This is a genomic window from Segatella copri (genome assembly GCF_019249765.2).
Lineage (GTDB): Bacteria > Bacteroidota > Bacteroidia > Bacteroidales > Bacteroidaceae > Prevotella > Prevotella copri_K.
Map to the genome: position 1 here is coordinate 1,340,046 of NZ_CP152484.1, position 15,996 is coordinate 1,356,041.

16 protein-coding genes are annotated in these 15,996 nt (G+C 44.9%); 14 read left to right on the forward strand and 2 right to left on the reverse strand.

The window, feature by feature from the left end:
* The first annotated feature begins 124 nt into the window (after positions 1 to 124).
* From KUA46_RS06070 to KUA46_RS06085, 4 genes are all read left to right on the forward strand, one after another.
* On the forward strand, positions 125 to 1,819 hold the full coding sequence (locus KUA46_RS06070) for a putative transporter (protein ID WP_218487106.1): 1,695 nt from the start codon (positions 125 to 127) through the stop codon (positions 1,817 to 1,819).
* A gap of 223 nt (positions 1,820 to 2,042) precedes the next feature.
* The gene (locus KUA46_RS06075; RefSeq protein WP_153092788.1) at positions 2,043 to 3,071 is read left to right on the forward strand and encodes an OadG family transporter subunit; all 1,029 of its coding nucleotides are present in this window, start codon (positions 2,043 to 2,045) and stop codon (positions 3,069 to 3,071) included.
* A 4-nt stretch (positions 3,072 to 3,075) separates the two neighbouring features.
* The gene (locus tag KUA46_RS06080; protein WP_218487107.1) at positions 3,076 to 3,561 is read left to right on the forward strand and encodes a biotin/lipoyl-containing protein; all 486 of its coding nucleotides are present in this window, start codon (positions 3,076 to 3,078) and stop codon (positions 3,559 to 3,561) included.
* A gap of 123 nt (positions 3,562 to 3,684) precedes the next feature.
* On the forward strand, positions 3,685 to 4,833 hold the full coding sequence (locus tag KUA46_RS06085) for a sodium ion-translocating decarboxylase subunit beta (protein WP_022121790.1): 1,149 nt from the start codon (positions 3,685 to 3,687) through the stop codon (positions 4,831 to 4,833).
* 121 nt (positions 4,834 to 4,954) lie between these two features.
* Here the strand turns inward: KUA46_RS06085 and KUA46_RS06090 are convergent, their stop codons facing one another.
* Positions 4,955 to 5,758, reverse strand: coding sequence for a DUF4738 domain-containing protein (locus tag KUA46_RS06090; RefSeq protein ID WP_218487108.1), 804 nt, complete (start codon positions 5,756 to 5,758; stop codon positions 4,955 to 4,957).
* A gap of 45 nt (positions 5,759 to 5,803) precedes the next feature.
* The gene (rfbC, locus tag KUA46_RS06095) at positions 5,804 to 6,358 is read right to left on the reverse strand and encodes a dTDP-4-dehydrorhamnose 3,5-epimerase (RefSeq protein WP_153081564.1); all 555 of its coding nucleotides are present in this window, start codon (positions 6,356 to 6,358) and stop codon (positions 5,804 to 5,806) included.
* Positions 6,359 to 6,464: 106 nt separating this feature from the next.
* Here rfbC and KUA46_RS06100 point away from each other — a divergent pair, with 106 nt between their 5' ends.
* The 10 genes from KUA46_RS06100 to KUA46_RS06145 all read left to right on the forward strand — a co-directional run bounded on the left by KUA46_RS06100 (position 6,465) and on the right by KUA46_RS06145 (position 15,970).
* Positions 6,465 to 7,616: an SPOR domain-containing protein gene (locus KUA46_RS06100; protein ID WP_218487109.1), complete on the forward strand. Its 1,152-nt coding sequence runs from the start codon at positions 6,465 to 6,467 to the stop codon at positions 7,614 to 7,616.
* Positions 7,617 to 7,722: 106 nt separating this feature from the next.
* Entirely contained in the window at positions 7,723 to 8,259 is a 537-nt protein-coding gene (locus KUA46_RS06105; RefSeq protein ID WP_006846465.1) for an FHA domain-containing protein, read from the forward strand.
* Between the two features lie 229 nt (positions 8,260 to 8,488).
* On the forward strand, positions 8,489 to 9,127 hold the full coding sequence (gene hisH, locus KUA46_RS06110; protein ID WP_119237575.1) for an imidazole glycerol phosphate synthase subunit HisH: 639 nt from the start codon (positions 8,489 to 8,491) through the stop codon (positions 9,125 to 9,127).
* A 16-nt stretch (positions 9,128 to 9,143) separates the two neighbouring features.
* On the forward strand, positions 9,144 to 9,869 hold the full coding sequence (gene hisA, locus KUA46_RS06115; RefSeq protein WP_218487110.1) for a 1-(5-phosphoribosyl)-5-[(5-phosphoribosylamino)methylideneamino]imidazole-4-carboxamide isomerase: 726 nt from the start codon (positions 9,144 to 9,146) through the stop codon (positions 9,867 to 9,869).
* 13 nt (positions 9,870 to 9,882) lie between these two features.
* Positions 9,883 to 10,665, forward strand: coding sequence for an imidazole glycerol phosphate synthase subunit HisF (gene hisF, locus KUA46_RS06120; RefSeq protein ID WP_022121796.1), 783 nt, complete (start codon positions 9,883 to 9,885; stop codon positions 10,663 to 10,665).
* A 44-nt stretch (positions 10,666 to 10,709) separates the two neighbouring features.
* Positions 10,710 to 11,357, forward strand: coding sequence for a bifunctional phosphoribosyl-AMP cyclohydrolase/phosphoribosyl-ATP diphosphatase HisIE (gene hisIE, locus KUA46_RS06125; protein ID WP_117728361.1), 648 nt, complete (start codon positions 10,710 to 10,712; stop codon positions 11,355 to 11,357).
* 31 nt (positions 11,358 to 11,388) lie between these two features.
* Positions 11,389 to 12,105 (forward strand): cell division ATP-binding protein FtsE, encoded by a 717-nt coding sequence (locus KUA46_RS06130; RefSeq protein ID WP_022121797.1) that lies wholly within the window; start codon positions 11,389 to 11,391, stop codon positions 12,103 to 12,105.
* A gap of 27 nt (positions 12,106 to 12,132) precedes the next feature.
* The gene (locus KUA46_RS06135) at positions 12,133 to 13,455 is read left to right on the forward strand and encodes an aspartate kinase (protein WP_218487111.1); all 1,323 of its coding nucleotides are present in this window, start codon (positions 12,133 to 12,135) and stop codon (positions 13,453 to 13,455) included.
* Between the two features lie 139 nt (positions 13,456 to 13,594).
* Positions 13,595 to 14,752, forward strand: coding sequence for a diaminopimelate decarboxylase (lysA, locus tag KUA46_RS06140; protein ID WP_153137458.1), 1,158 nt, complete (start codon positions 13,595 to 13,597; stop codon positions 14,750 to 14,752).
* Positions 14,753 to 14,827: 75 nt separating this feature from the next.
* Positions 14,828 to 15,970, forward strand: coding sequence for a glycosyltransferase (locus KUA46_RS06145; RefSeq protein WP_119237573.1), 1,143 nt, complete (start codon positions 14,828 to 14,830; stop codon positions 15,968 to 15,970).
* Positions 15,971 to 15,996 lie beyond the last annotated feature (26 nt).

Genomic DNA, 15,996 nt, shown 5'->3' on the forward strand with positions numbered 1-15,996 from the left:
AATCTACAGATTCTCTCTATAAACAGAACTGTATCTTTCATTTAAAACAAGCAACAGAAAACATAAATTCTAAAATAATTTGGTAAACTACAGGAATATAATTTTCTGATTTTAAAACGAATACATGGATTGGATTGTTAATCTCTTCACCAATACCGAGTCGGTGGCTCACATCGCCCTACTCTACGCTATCGTGATAGCTATTGGTGTTTACCTCGGAAAGCTAAAGATTGGCGGCATTTCGTTAGGTGTCACCTTCGTTCTCTTCGCAGGTATTTTGGCTGGCCACGTTGGCTTCACCGGTCCAAAGGAAATTCTCACTTTCGTGCAAGACTTCGGCCTGATCCTCTTCGTCTTCATGATTGGTCTCCAGGTAGGACCTGGCTTCTTCGAGAGTTTCAAGAAAGGTGGTGTTACGCTCAACATGCTTTCGGCTAGCGCTATTCTGCTCAACATTCTCGTGATGTTTGGTTGCTATTATCTCTTCTTTGATACGAGCAACCCTAACAACCTGCCTATGATGATAGGTACACTCTATGGTGCGGTTACCAATACTCCGGGTCTTGGTGCAGCCAACGAGGCTTTGCTCAGCGTCTTCCCTAATGGCGCTCCAAGTATTGCCAATGGTTATGCTTGTGCTTATCCTCTTGGTGTAGTGGGCATTATCGGTGCTACTATCCTTATCAAGTACATCTGTAAGATTAATACTGCTGATGAGGAAGAACAGCTTAACGAAGAAGATGCTGCCAACCCACACGCTAAGGCCCATAACATGCACTTGCGCGTGGAAAATGCTTATATTACAGGCAGAACGCTGAGAGAAGTTTCAGAATTCTTGAACCGTGACATTGTATGTTCACGACTGCTCCACAATGGCGAGGTGAGTATTCCTAACAGCAAGACTAAATTTGAGGTTGGAGATGAATTGCTCGTTGTATGTGCAGAGGCTGATGCTGAAGCCATCAAGGCTTTCATCGGACCAGAGGTTGAAGCTGAATGGGACCGCGAGAAGGATGAAGTACAGCACTTTGTTTCTCGCCGTATCATCGTTACCCGTCCGGAAATGAACGGTAAGACCTTGGGTAAGATGCACTTCTCCAGCGTATACGGCGTTAACGTAACCCGTATTTCCCGTCAGGGAATGGACATCTTTGCAGGTAGAAACCACCACTTCCACGTAGGTGATAAGATTCTGGTTGTAGGTCCTGAAGAGAATGTGAACCGTGTGGCTGAAATCATGGGTAACTCTGTAAAGCGCCTCGATGCGCCTAACATTGCCACTATCTTCGTAGGCATTATGGTAGGTATTATCTTCGGTTCTCTCCCATTTGCCATTCCGGGAATGCCGGTGCCTTTGAAGTTGGGTATTGCCGGAGGTCCGCTTATCATCGCCATCCTCATCGGTCGTTTCGGCTATCGCATGAAGCTGGTAACTTATACGACGACTTCGGCTAATATGATGCTGCGAGAAATAGGACTTGTACTCTTCCTGGCGAGTGTGGGAATCAAGGCTGGAGCCGGATTCTGGGACACAGTAGTACAGGGTGACGGTTTGAAATATGTGGGATGCGGTTTCCTCATCACCGTTATTCCTATCTTCATCATCGGTACGATTGCCCGCCTGAAGTTTAAGTTCAACTACTTCACCATCATGGGTATGCTCGCCGGTACTTACACAGACCCTCCTGCATTGGCTTATGCAAATGCTTCTTGCTCTAAAGAGGCTCCAGCTGTAGGATACTCTACGGTTTATCCATTGAGCATGTTCCTCCGTATCTTTACAGCCCAGATAGTGGTGCTGTTCTTCTGCGGAGCGTAAGACTTACAAAAGTTAACAAAACAACTGGAAATAGTTATAAATTATAAAAGAGGTGCACAATGACTAAAAATTGTGCACCTTTTTTGTTGTCCTTTCAGAAATTCTTCGTACCTTTGAGCACAAGAAACAAACCTAATGAATCTTCTAGGAACAGCTATCGTTCCTATATGATGCAGATTTTTTCGAAATATGAAACAATAACCCTATAAACGTTAGTAAGCGTATGAAGAAATTGGGATTTCTGATAACCATGCTAGTCATCACGTCCTTGCCCGCTTGGAGTCAAGGAGCCAAAAGTATCCGTATTACGGAGGTGATGACCGACAACCGTACCAATCTTGTAGATGAGTACGGGCAGCACAAACCATGGGTGGAATTGAGCAATTCCTCCTTTACCACGTATAATGTGCGTGGTATGTTCCTAACCACCGACCGAAGGGTTCTCGACAAGAAAATGTCGCCTGAAGCTCGCCGACAGTTGATGTGTCCATTGCCTAACAATGAACCACGAACCACACTGGGAGGCAAGAAGAGCATCGTTATCTTCGACAGCAGTTCCTGGTACCAGAATGGCAGGAACGGACAACATTGGAAGGCAAAGAATTCTTCCAACTCGGGACCTTTTCATCTCAATCTTATTCTACAGGAAAAGATGTCCAACTGGATAGCACTCTATGACGGAAATGCCGTTGACCTGATAGATTCCGTAAGCGTGCCAGTGTTGGCTGCCGATGAGAGTTTTGAACTGAGTAAGGACTTCAAGACATGGGAGAAAGCCATTGCCGGATCAGTAACTCCAGGCTATCTGCCTCAAAACACAGGTTTGAGTAAAGCCCAGCAATTGAAGAAAAGCGACCCATACGGAATAGGAATCGCCGTACTTTCAATGGGAATCGTATTTGCCTGCCTTGCTCTCCTCTTCATCGTGTTCTGGGTTTTCGGAGCCTACATGAAACATAAACAGCGCATCGCCCGTGCTACTGAGAAGCACGCCACCTTATTATATAAGACAGGAAAGAAGACCATCGAGGTTACTCATGACCTCAGTCATAAGACCAACGTGATTCTGAAAGATGGTTTAGAAACCAAGGGTATTGATAAGGAGATTTACATGGCAGTCATCTCCCTTGCACTACAGGAATATCTGGAAGATGTTCATGATGTAGAACCAGGCATTATCACCATCAAGCCAAAACAGACCAGATGGAATGCTCCGAAATTCAACAACAACAATAACAACGTTAAAATATAAAACTATGGCAAAGTACGAATATAAGGTTAAAGGCGTAGATTACGTCGTTGAAATACAGGATATTGAAGGCAATATCGCCAATGTAACCGTGAATGGAATTCCATTCGAAGTGGAAATGAAACAGCCGGTTAAGAGCAGTAAGCAGAAAGTAAAGTTAAGTGATGGACAAAACAACATTTCTGCCAGCTCTGTTGCAAGCGCAGGTTCTGCTGCAGGTTCCAGTTCTGCAACAAGTTCTGATTCTGCTTCATCAAGCAAACAGGCAACTCCTGCTGCAGGCAAACCAGTTGTTGCCCCTCTGCCTGGCACTATCAACGAAATCAAGGTGAAAGTCGGTGACAAGGTGAACACAGGCGATACTGTTGTCGTTCTCGAAGCCATGAAGATGCAGAACAACATCGATGCAGAAACTTCGGGAACCATTACCAGCATCAACGTGAACAAGGGAGACGCAGTAATGGAAGGAGACACGCTTGTTACAATCGCGTAATAAGCTGTTTAGACAAAAGCTAATGATTACTCTTCCAATCAAAAGACTAATCATAAAGTTCAATGTTCGACTTTCAAAGTTCAAAGTAAATCAATGTCTAACTTTCAAAGTTCAAAGTAAATTATGGATTTCATCATACAAAACTTCAATGAGTTTCTTACCTTTACGGGCTTTGCCAACGCCTCGGCAGGAAACCTCATCATGATTCTGGTGGGAGCACTCTTTATCTGGCTCGCCATCAAGAAAGATTTTGAGCCGCTGCTCCTGGTTCCTATCGGATTGGGAATCATTCTTGGCAACATTCCATTCCGTGCCGATGCAGGACTCGAAATAGGTTTATACGAAGACAACTCCGTTCTGAACATCTTCTACCAGGGAGTGAAACAGGGCTGGTACCCGCCACTCGTATTTCTGGGCATTGGAGCCATGACCGACTTCTCTGCGCTCATTTCCAACCCGAAGCTCATCCTGATTGGAGCCGCTGCCCAATTTGGAATCTTCGGCGCATATATGATTGCACTGGCTCTTGGGTTCGAACCTAACCAGGCAGCTGGTATTGCCATTATCGGAGGAGCAGACGGACCAACCGCCATCTTCCTGAGCAGCAAACTGAGTCCGAACCTCATGGGAGCCATTGCGGTTTGCGCCTACTCTTACATGGCACTGGTGCCTGTAATCCAGCCACCTTTGATGCGACTGCTTACAACCAAGAAAGAGCGCGTCATCAAGATGAAACCGGCACGTCAGGTTTCACAGACCGAAAAGATTCTCTTCCCTATCATCGGTCTGCTTCTCACCACCTTCATCGTTCCATCCGGTTTGCCATTATTAGGAATGCTGTTCTTCGGAAATCTTCTGAAAGAGAGTGGAAAGACAACCCGACTCGCCAAGACAGCAAGCAGCAGCTTGAATGATATTGTCGTTATCCTCCTCGGCCTGACCGTAGGCTGTTCTACCCAGGCTTCAGAGTTTCTGACATTAAACACCATCAAAATCTTTGCTCTCGGTGCTCTTGCTTTCATCATCGCATCGGCAAGCGGAATCTTATTCGTCAAGCTGATGAATCTCTTCTTGCCAAAAGGCAAGAAACTGAATCCACTTATCGGAAACGCCGGAGTGAGTGCCGTACCAATGAGTGCACGCATCTCCAACAACCTGGGTCTGGAATACGACCGCCACAACTTCCTTCTCATGCACGCCATGGGACCAAACGTTGCGGGAGTCATCGGTTCTGCCGTTGCAGCCGGAGCTTTGCTGGGATTCTTCAATTAAAAGTTGAGCCACCAAGCTATCCCTCCAGGATAAGCACATAAAAAATAGAATCGCCCTGAAAGGACAAAAGCATCTTACATTCAATGCTTTCCCTTTCAGGGCGACTTTTTTATTTCTTTTTTTAGCTCTTAACCCGCATTCTCATTTTTCCTTCAAAGGAAATGATAACCTCAACCTGATAACTCAAACTGCTGTCAGGCATTGCCAGAACAGCAAGATAATGAATGCCAGATTCATCTATCTTATTGAATACGATGTCGCTCAATATAGACTGGTTCAAGAAAGAAGCAGGAACCTGCTTATCGAAATCCTTCTTATGAAAATCACGAGAGAACAGACAGTTGGCACCATGATAAACATGCAAGTTCACAATATTATCATAATAAACATTGTCTACCTCAACACCATCATCATTATAAGAACTCTTGTAGACCTTATAACTTGTTGGGTTAACCTGTACGTAGAGATGATATTTCTCATCGCCCCTTACAACCACAGTATCACGTTTAATCAGCGTATTCTGATTCAGCGCCACGGAAACATGGTTGTGGATGAACTGCTGCAAATAAGACTTATCTTCCGTCTTCACCAGCTTAACCACATCCCCATTCTGCACTTTAAACTGGAAAATATGCTCAGCCTGTTTTACGATCGGATATTTTGCAATATTAGCACCCTTCATTACAAGCGTATCGCCAGCAATGTAGAAGTAGACAGGCTGACTGGTAGAATCAGGATAATAAATCGTATCGCCTTTTACGCGGAACGCCACATCATCCTCATCGTCATCGTTCAGCCAAATGCCTTGCAACATCTTCTTAGCCGCAGTATCTTCCTTCACTTCCTGTTGCTTTTCGGTCTTCTGCCCACAAGCAACAAGAGTCAAGATACAACTGAGCAGCCATAAATTAACTATCTTTTTCATGATGAGTTCTTTAAATAAATTAACCGATAAAAGCTGATACCAATTCTACTCGAAATAATCAGCCTCTTCGAAAGACTTTGCCTTGGTTCTGTCTTTTTCTGACGTAAGCACCTTAACTCCTTCAATAGGCCATTTTATTCCGATAGTAGGATCATCCCAATGAATACTGGCTTCGTAATCAGGAGCATAAACATTATCTACTTTATAAGTAAAGATGGCTTCGTCACTCAGTACCAGGAAACCATGGGCAAAACCGCGAGGAATGAAAAACTGACGTTTGTTCTCTCCACTCAGTTCAACCATTACATATTTACCGAAAGTCTTACTGCCCTTTCTCAAGTCAACAGCTACATCCAGCACGCGGCCTTTGATGACACGCACCAACTTAGCCTGCGAGAATTCACCTTTCTGATAATGCAAACCTCTGAGCACACCACGAGCCGACATAGATTCATTGTCTTGCACAAACTCCACATGCCCTCCAACGTGAGCATCAAAGTCAGCCTGCTTCCATGCTTCAAAGAAATAGCCGCGAGCATCATCAAATACCCGAGGTTCTATCAGCCAGACTCCTTCAATTTCTGTCTCTGTATATTTCATTGATTTATACCTTATTTATTTTAGGCACAAAGGTAATACTTTTTCCCGAAACGACAAAACAAATTAGACTTTTTATGATTTCATCGAAAATTTTCTCTATTTTCTGTTGGTCATTTCCGAAAAAATCACTACCTTTGCAAACGTGAATAGACTAGAAAGACATATAGAGATCCTACTTTTGAGCAACGATTGCGTGATTGTCCCAGGATTTGGTGGCTTCATGGCTCATCATGTAGATGCGCGTTACGATGGCAGAGACAGCATGTTTTTGCCACCGCTGAGAACTATTGGATTTAACCCACAGCTCCAGATGAACGATTCTCTCCTTGCACTTTCGTATGTTGAAGCATACGACATCAGCTATCCGGAAGCTTTGAACCGCATTGCTGATGAAGTGACAGAGATGCGTCAGACTCTGGAGAATTCAGGAAAATTTGAACTGAATGATATTGGCACCATCATATTGAACGAAGACGGAAATTATACCTTCGAACCATGCGAGGCGGGCATTCTTACTCCTGAGTTGTATGGTTTGGGTGGCTTAAACATGCTCCCACTCGCGCAGATTTCTGCAGAAGAGGTTCAGAAGGCTGAAGATTCTGCTGCTTCAATCATTGAAATGCCAGCAAAGACAGTAGAAAGCAATCGTACAGAAAGCGAAGTCAAGAATCAGGATAGTAACCAGAAGATGGAGAGTGGACTCTCTGTCAACAATTCTGTGTTCGTTAACGAAGAAGATGAAGAATCAAATGCCGAATTTATCAGCATCAAGAAGAGCTGGTTGCGCAATATTGCAGCAGCCTGCATTGCTCTCATTGCATTCTTCACCTACTCTTCTCCATTGGGAACCCCAACCGTTCAGAAGAGCCAAATCGACACAGGCATGCTGAACCGCATCATGCCTAAGGAGATTAATAAGGTTGCGCAACCTCAAGAACTGGTACTTAGTACAGAATCGCAGGCAGAAGAGAGCATTCCTGCCAAGTCTGTCAACATGACTCAGGACAACGAATTGCAAACAGCTTCTTCTTACTATAGCATCGTTTTGGCAAGTCGTGTTACCAAGCGCAATGCTGCCTGCTATGCTGAACTCCTCCAAAACAAGGGATTCAAGGAAGCTAGGGTGTTGATTACGGATAATAATGTGAAAGTTATATACGGAACATACTCTACCGAGGGCGAAGCTTATACTGCTCTCAACCGTTTACACAACTATGATGCTTTTACTGACGGCTGGATTACGAAAGTGAAAGAATAGTTGATAGTTAAGAGTTTATAGTTTTTAGCTAGAACAAAGAGCAAGGAGTATCGGAAACTTCTACAACACATTATTATAATAAAGACAGAAAAGTAAGAAAAAGAATATGAAAAGAGTACGTTGTCCTAAATGCGATAATTTTATCACCTTCGATGAGACCAAGTATCAGGCAGGTCAGAGTCTCGTTTTCGTTTGTCCTAATTGCAATAAGCAGTTTGGTATCCGAATGGGAGTTTCCAAGCTCCGCGAAACTCGCAAGGAGGAAAAACTTGATGAGAATGCCAACGAGAAGGGATACGGTTCTATCGTTGTCATCGAGAACGTATTCGCTTACAAACAGGTCATCCCGCTCCAGTTAGGCGACAACATCATCGGCCGCTACATGAAGAACAGCGGAATCAACTGCCCTATCGAAACCGTAGACCCAAGCGTTGACATGAACCATTGCGTAATCAACGTTAGCCGCGACAAGAAAGGCAAATTGAAATATGTACTCCGTGATGGACCAAGTTATACAGGAACTTTCGTTGACAATGAGATTCTGGGCGACAGAGAACGCCGCGTTATCGAAGACGGAACCCTGTTCACCATCGGAGCAACTTCTATCATTCTCCGCACAGCAGACAGTGAAGAAGAAAACTAAGAAGTTTCGATTATCAAAATAAACACTTCAAAAGGAGCAATTGGATGTTGGTTTACATCTAATTGCTCCTTTTTCACTTAACGAAAACGTAAAATCCCGCCATATTTCTAACTTTCTGAAAGAAATCTACTATATTTCGTAATCTTTTTGCTTTTATTTTCTTTAAATTAAAAGAAAATGTGTACCTTTGCATCGGAATATAAGAAATAGAAATGAATTACGTTAGGTTATGGATGTAGCAATCGTAAAATATAATGCCGGAAATATCTATTCCGTAGTCAACGCCATGAAGCGTTTAGGCATCGAACCTGTACTTACAGATGATGCAGAAATGCTCCAGAAGGCTGACCGCGTTCTCTTCCCAGGACAAGGCCAGGCAAGAGAAGCAATGGAATATCTGAAGGCTCATCAGCTTGATCAAGTAATCAAGAACTTGAAGCAACCCGTCCTGGGCATTTGTGTAGGACAGCAGCTCTTGTGCCGCCATTCGGAAGAAGGTGACGTAGATTGCATCGGAATCTTTGATGTAGATGTAAAGCGATTCCAGCCTCAGAAACACGAAGACAAGGTGCCTGCTATGGGATGGAATGAAATCTATGATTTGAAGACTGACCTTTATAAGGGGTTCGGAAACAGAATAGATTCTGACTCAGACAAGTCTACCGCTGATGCGCTGCTTCATCCCTACTCCTATTTCGTACATAGTTATTATGTGCCACTCTGCGAGGAGACCATTGCCAAGGCAGAATACATTCTTCCTTATAGCGCATCGCTCCACAAAGACAATTTCTATACCTGCCAGTTCCATCCGGAAAAGAGCGGAAAGGTGGGAGAACAGATTTTAAAGAACTTTTTTGAGATAAAATAAAAGAGGAAATACTAATATGATAGAATTAATTCCAGCTATCGACTTGATAAATGGCCAGTGTGTTCGTCTTACAAAAGGCGATTACGACCAGAAGAAGGTTTACAATGACAATCCTGCCGATGTTGCAAAACAGTTTGAGCAGATGGGCTTCAAACGCCTTCATGTAGTAGACCTCGATGGAGCCAAGTCAAAGCACATCGTAAATGATGCGGTGTTGAAGGCCATTACCACAGAAACCTCTCTCGTGGTTGATTTCGGTGGCGGAATCAAGACCGAAGAAGATATTGAAAAAGCTTTTGCTGCGGGAGCAAGCATGGTTACAGTGGGCAGTATTGCCGTCACCAATCCTGAACTCTTCATGCAATGGCTGGACAAGTATGGAGCTGACCGCCTGATTCTGGGAGCCGACGTAAGAAACGGAAAGATTTCTATCAACGGATGGAAAGAAGATTCTTCTGAAGATCTCCTTCCTTTCCTGAAAAAGTACATCGATAAAGGAGTACGCTATGTTCTCTGCACAGAAATCAGCAAAGACGGAACGCTGCAGGGACCTGCCATAGAACTCTACAAAGAAGTAATGGCTGCTTATCCTCAACTGCATCTTATCGCCTCAGGCGGAGTGAGTTGCAACGAAGACATCGAAGCATTGGAAACTGCAGGAATTCCTGCCGTAGTATTTGGAAAAGCTTTCTACGAAGGGAAAATCGATGTTAAGAAACTAGTTAATAGCTTCAATCGATAAGAATTAAAATACAATGGTGAAAATTCAAAGTAAAAGCAAAGGATTAGCTAAACGAATCGTTCCTTGTCTTGATGTAAAGAACGGCGAGACGGTAAAGGGAACCAATTTCGTAAACCTTCGCAGCGCTGGTGACCCGGTAGAACTGGGAAAAGCTTATAGCGATGCTGGAGCCGATGAGCTCGTATTCCTCGATATTACAGCGAGTTTCGAAGAGCGCAAAACCTTTACGGATATGGTAACCCGTGTGGCAGCCGAAATCAACATCCCATTTACTGTGGGAGGTGGAATCAATGAACTCAAAGATGTTGACCGCCTGCTCAACGCAGGAGCCGACAAGGTTAGCATCAACAGTGCTGCCATCCGACATCCGGAGCTCATCGATGAAATTGCCAACCATTATGGCTCACAGGTTTGCGTATGCGCCATTGATGCACGTCTCGATTCTGACGGCTGGCACTGTTATGTGAAAGGCGGAAGAGAACGGGTGGAACTAGGACTGTTTGACTGGGCAAAGGAAGTGGCCGACCGGGGTGCCGGTGAAATTCTCTTTACCAGTATGGATCATGACGGTGTGAAACAGGGATTCGCAAACGAGGCCCTCGCCCGTCTTGCTGAAGAAGTAAGCATTCCTATCATCGCCTCAGGAGGTGCTGGAAAGATGGAGCATTTCCGCGATGCGTTCACCCAAGGCAAAGCAGATGCTGCCCTGGCAGCCAGCGTGTTCCACTTTGGCGAGATTGCCATTCCTGACCTCAAGAAATACCTGAGAGAAGAAGGAATCAACGTGAGAATATAGAACACGGGGTATATAATAATGTAAGAAAATAAAAACAAGATAAAATGGAAATAGATTTCGAAAAATTAGGCGGACTGGTTCCTGCCATCATCCAAGACGCAGTTACAAAGAACGTCTTGATGCTTGGCTTCATGAATCAGGAAGCATACGATAAGACAATAGCAACCAAAAAGGTAACATTCTGGAGCCGTTCACGCAACTGCCTCTGGACAAAAGGTGAAACATCAGGCAACTTCCTGAATCTCGTTAGCATTCAGAACGACTGCGATAACGACACCTTGCTGGTTAAGGTTCACCCTGATGGTCCAACCTGCCACAAAGGTACAGACACCTGCTGGGCAGAAGAGAATACGCTCAACCCTATTCTCTTCCTCTCAGAGCTTCAGGACTTCATCAACAAGCGCCACGAAGAAATGCCAGAGGGAAGCTACACTACCAGCCTCTTCAAGAAAGGCGTTAATAAAATGGCACAAAAGGTTGGAGAAGAAGCTGTTGAAACCATTATCGAAGCCACAAACGGCAACAACGAAAAACTCGTTTACGAGAGTTCAGACCTTCTCTATCACCTCATCGTTCTGCTCACAAGCAAAGGCTTGAGAATAGAAGATGTAGTGAAAGAACTTCAGATGCGTCACGATCCGGAATGGGATAAAAAACGCCGCGTTGCCAAGAGCAAGGGCGAAATGAAATAACAAACCAACATTAAGGAGAAAAAAATAGAAGATGTTAATAGATTATCAGAACGTCAGCATATATCAGGCCGACAAGTGCGTGCTCCAAAACATCAATTTTCATATTGACGAAGGAGAATTCGCCTACCTTATTGGAAAAGTCGGCTCTGGTAAAAGTTCGCTATTAAAGACACTTTATTGCGAACTAGACCTTGTAGAAGGCGAAACCGAGAAGGCTGAAATCCTCGGCAGAGACCTCAAAACTATCAGACGAAAGGAGATTCCGGCTCTGCGCAAGGAATTGGGAATCATCTTTCAGGATTTCCAGCTGCTACATGACCGCACCGTTCGCAAGAACTTTGAATTCGTACTCAAGGCAACAGGCTGGAAAAACAAAAAAGACAGAGAAAAGCGTATCGAAGAGGTGCTCAATGAAGTAGGCATGATTGATAAAATCGACAAGATGCCTCATGAGCTCTCAGGTGGTGAGCAGCAGCGTGTAGCCATCGCCCGCGCCATTCTCAATAATCCTAAGATCATCATCGCCGATGAGCCTACAGGCAATCTCGACCCAGAGACAGCCAGCAACATCGTGAGTCTGCTGAAAGACATCACCAAACAAGGCACAGCTGTTGTGATGACAACCCATAACATCCCGATGCTCGACAAATTCCCAGGCATCGTTTACCGCTGTAAGGAAGGTGTGCTCTACGACGTAACCAACGAGTACAACCACATCGACCTCACAGAGGATGGAGAAGATAATTAAGTGAAATAATTAAATAAAATTACGACTATGAAGGTAATGAAATTCGGAGGTACTTCTGTAGGCTCACCAGAGCGCATGAAGGGAGTAGCCTCTTTGGTTACAGAATCAGGTGAACCAACTTTCATCGTATTGTCTGCGATGAGCGGTACAACAAACTCTCTCGTTGAGATCTCTGACTATCTTTACAAGAAGAATCCAGAGGGCGCCAACGAGGTAATCAACAACTTGGAGAAAAAATACATGCAGCATGTAGAAGAACTCTACTCTACCGAGGAGATGAAAAATACGACTCGTGAGTTCTTGCAGGGCGAATTCAACTATCTCCGCTCATTTACCAAAGACCTCTTCACTTCTTTCGAGGAGAAGAGCATCGTGGCTCAGGGCGAGATGATGAGCACCAACATGGTTGCAAACTACTTGAAGGAACAGGGTGTAAAGGCCGTATTGCTCAGTGCATTAGACTTTATGCGTACTGACAAGAACGCAGAACCGGATCCTCAGTACATCAAGGAGAAGTTGGCTGCTATCATGGAGCAGAACCAGGGCTATCAGATTTACATCACTCAGGGATTCATCTGCCGCAACGCATACGGCGAGGTTGACAATCTGCAGCGTGGCGGTAGCGACTACACCGCATCTCTTATCGGTGCAGCTCTCCCAGCAGAAGAGATTCAGATCTGGACCGATATCGACGGAATGCACAACAACGACCCTCGTGTCGTAGAGCACACTGAAGCTGTCCGCCAGTTGAACTTCGAGGAGGCTGCTGAGTTGGCTTACTTCGGTGCCAAGATTCTCCACCCTACCTGTGTTCAGCCAGCTAAGTATGCAGGCATCCCTGTACGCTTGAAGAACACCATGGATCCTAAGGCCGACGGTACAATCATCGACAATGTCATCGTACGCGGCAAGATCAAGGCTGTTGCTGCCAAGGACAACATCACAGCCATCAAGATCAAGAGTAGCCGCATGTTGCTCGCTACAGGTTTCCTCCGCAAGGTATTCGAAATCTTCGAGAGCTATCAGACTCCAATTGATATGATTGCCACTTCTGAGGTGGGTGTCAGCATGAGTATTGATAATGATTCTCATCTTAACGACATCGTAAACGAGCTGAAGAAATATGGTACAGTAACTGTAGATTCTGATATGTGCATCATCTGCGTTGTAGGTGATTTGGACTGGAGCAACGTTGGCTTCGAGACCATCGCTACCGATGCGATGAAGAACATTCCTGTACGCATGATTTCTTACGGTGGTTCTAACTACAACATCTCATTCCTCATCAGAGAGAAAGATAAGAAGCAGGCATTGCAGAACTTGAGCAACGTATTGTTCGAGAAGAAGTAATGCAAATGAAAACGAAGAGTGAAGAGTGAAGAATTCGTATGTAATGCTTCCTATCCACTCTTCGTTGGATATTCTGATTTACTATAAATTGGATATTCTGATTTAACTATAATAAGGTATTAATTTAAGATTAAGCGAAATGAAAGGTACATTTCCGATAGATAAGTTTCAGGAGATACAGACTCCGTTCTACTATTACGACACCAATGTGTTGCGCCAGACATTGAAAACCATCAATGAAGAGGCTGGCAAGCACGAGGGATTTGAAGTGCACTATGCCGTAAAGGCAAATGCCAATCCTAAGGTGCTCAATATCATCTGTCAGGCTGGTTTAGGAGCTGACTGTGTGAGCGGAGGAGAAATTCAGGCTGCCATCAAAGCCGGATTCCCAGCCAGCAAGATTGTTTACGCTGGTGTAGGCAAGAGCGATTGGGAAATCAACCTCGGATTGGAAAAAGACATCTTCTGCTTCAATGTAGAGAGTATTCCGGAGTTGGAAATCATCAACGAACTGGCTGAAAAACAGAATAAGATTGCGCAGGTTTGTTTCCGCATCAATCCGGATGTCGGCGCCCATACGCACGCTAACATCACAACAGGTCTGGCAGAAAACAAGTTCGGAATTGCCATGCGCGACATGGAAGCCGTAATCGAAGAGGCTGCCAAGATGAAGAACATCCAGTTCCTCGGACTGCACTTCCACATCGGAAGCCAGATCCTCGACATGGGGGATTTCGAGGCACTCTGCAACCGTATCAACGAACTTCAGAACCAGCTTGAAGCACATCACATCGTTGTGAAGAACATCAATGTGGGCGGCGGACTGGGCATTGACTACAATCATCCAAACCGCCAGCCAATCCCTAATTTCAAGGATTATTTCGATACATACGCAAAGAAACTGAAGTTGCGCAATGGTCAGAAACTTCACTTCGAGTTGGGCCGCGCCGTAGTGGGGCAGATGGGTTCTCTCATCACAAAGACACTCTACATCAAGCAGGGCACAGCCAAGCAGTTTGCCATTGTGGATGCAGGAATGACCGACCTCATCCGTCCAGCACTCTATCAGGCTTACCATAAGATTGAGAACATCTCAAGCGATGAACCTGTAGAAACTTACGACGTAGTAGGTCCTATCTGCGAATCAAGCGATGTCTTCGGCAAGGCTGTCGACATCAACAAAGCCCATCGCGGCGACCTCATCGCCCTCCGCTCAGCCGGAGCCTATGGTGAGATTATGGCGAGCCAGTATAACTGTCGCCAGTTGCCAAAGGGTTATATTACAGAAGACTTTTAATATAGTTGAAAGTTAAAAGTTAAGAGTTTATAGGATTCTCCTTTCTCTAGCTTTCTATATTACGAGAAAAAGAATATGATGATCATTAGTACAACTACTATAATAGCAGGCGCAGTGGTGGTTTTATTGGCGGTTCTCGGATCGCTGATAAATCCATTTCTGCGCTCGTTGCGCTTTCAAAAAACAGAAACGGCAGAGAATCAGCCTCCTGTCAGTATACTCATTACCGCACACGATAATCTTGCAGAATTGGAGAGGAATCTCCCTATGTTCCTGCGTCAGCAGTATGCTGCCGACTATCAGGTAATCGTAGTCTGCCAGAGTACAGATGGCGAGACACAGGATTTTCTGAAGCGAACAGCAGCCGAGAACCCTCATCTGTATTATACTTACATTCCTGAGAGTTCACGCTACATGAGCCGCAAGAAATTGCAGATTACACTGGGTGTGAAGGCAGCCAAACATGAATGGATTATTCTGACAGAACCTAATTGCCGCCCAAGCAACGACAAGTGGCTGCAAACCATGGTCCGTCAATGTCAGGACCCAAACCATCTGGTATTGGGATATGTAGCCCTTGATGAGGAAACCAAGAGCGTACGCCGTTTCGACAGCATCCGCAAGGCTTACTATGTTTTGCGCCGTGCCCAGCAGACCTACGGCTATCGCAGCCACATGCCAAACGTAGCGTTCCGCAAGAGCGACTTCATGAAGGAACAGGGCTATCAGGGCAACCTGGAATATGTTCGCGGCGAATACGATTTTCTCGTCAACAAGTATGCCCTTTATGGCGATACTGCTACAGAACTGGATTGCGATGCATGGCTCATCCGCGAAGCACCATCGAACAAGAGCTGGCACAATGCCCACCTCTATCTGCAGGCTTCACGCAAGAGTTTGGAAAGAGCCGGTTCCATGCGAACCCTCATGTTCTTCGACCATCTCATGCCACATCTCAGCCTGATAGCAACACTGGCCGTTGCAGCCTACTCTATCCTCATGAAGAATTGGATTCTTACAGGATGCGCAGGTTTCAGTTTCCTCCTGCTGTTTATCGTGAGAATGCTGATAGCCAACAAGGCCATCAAACACTTTGATGACGGAATAGCGATGTTCAAACTGCCATTCTTCGAATATGGAATTATCTGGAGAAATCTGGCTACCAAATTGCGCTATTGGCGAGCTGACAAAAACGATTTCACTTCTCATAAACTCTAAACAGGGTAATAAGGAAGTAACAGTCT

Excerpts from the sequence above, each read along its gene's own strand:
- KUA46_RS06145 (WP_119237573.1), top strand. The coding sequence starts at position 14,828 with ATGATGATCATTAGTACAACTACTATAATAGCAGGCGCAGTGGTGGTT.
- hisIE (WP_117728361.1), top strand. The coding sequence starts at position 10,710 with ATGGAAATAGATTTCGAAAAATTAGGCGGACTGGTTCCTGCCATCATC.
- hisF (WP_022121796.1), top strand. The coding sequence starts at position 9,883 with ATGGTGAAAATTCAAAGTAAAAGCAAAGGATTAGCTAAACGAATCGTT.
- KUA46_RS06105 (WP_006846465.1), top strand. The coding sequence starts at position 7,723 with ATGAAAAGAGTACGTTGTCCTAAATGCGATAATTTTATCACCTTCGAT.
- KUA46_RS06130 (WP_022121797.1), top strand. The coding sequence starts at position 11,389 with ATGTTAATAGATTATCAGAACGTCAGCATATATCAGGCCGACAAGTGC.
- KUA46_RS06070 (WP_218487106.1), top strand. The coding sequence starts at position 125 with ATGGATTGGATTGTTAATCTCTTCACCAATACCGAGTCGGTGGCTCAC.
- KUA46_RS06090 (WP_218487108.1), bottom strand. The coding sequence starts at position 5,758 with ATGAAAAAGATAGTTAATTTATGGCTGCTCAGTTGTATCTTGACTCTT.
- KUA46_RS06085 (WP_022121790.1), top strand. The coding sequence starts at position 3,685 with ATGGATTTCATCATACAAAACTTCAATGAGTTTCTTACCTTTACGGGC.
- hisA (WP_218487110.1), top strand. The coding sequence starts at position 9,144 with ATGATAGAATTAATTCCAGCTATCGACTTGATAAATGGCCAGTGTGTT.
- KUA46_RS06080 (WP_218487107.1), top strand. The coding sequence starts at position 3,076 with ATGGCAAAGTACGAATATAAGGTTAAAGGCGTAGATTACGTCGTTGAA.
- lysA (WP_153137458.1), top strand. The coding sequence starts at position 13,595 with ATGAAAGGTACATTTCCGATAGATAAGTTTCAGGAGATACAGACTCCG.
- KUA46_RS06075 (WP_153092788.1), top strand. The coding sequence starts at position 2,043 with ATGAAGAAATTGGGATTTCTGATAACCATGCTAGTCATCACGTCCTTG.
- hisH (WP_119237575.1), top strand. The coding sequence starts at position 8,489 with ATGGATGTAGCAATCGTAAAATATAATGCCGGAAATATCTATTCCGTA.
- rfbC (WP_153081564.1), bottom strand. The coding sequence starts at position 6,358 with ATGAAATATACAGAGACAGAAATTGAAGGAGTCTGGCTGATAGAACCT.
- KUA46_RS06135 (WP_218487111.1), top strand. The coding sequence starts at position 12,133 with ATGAAGGTAATGAAATTCGGAGGTACTTCTGTAGGCTCACCAGAGCGC.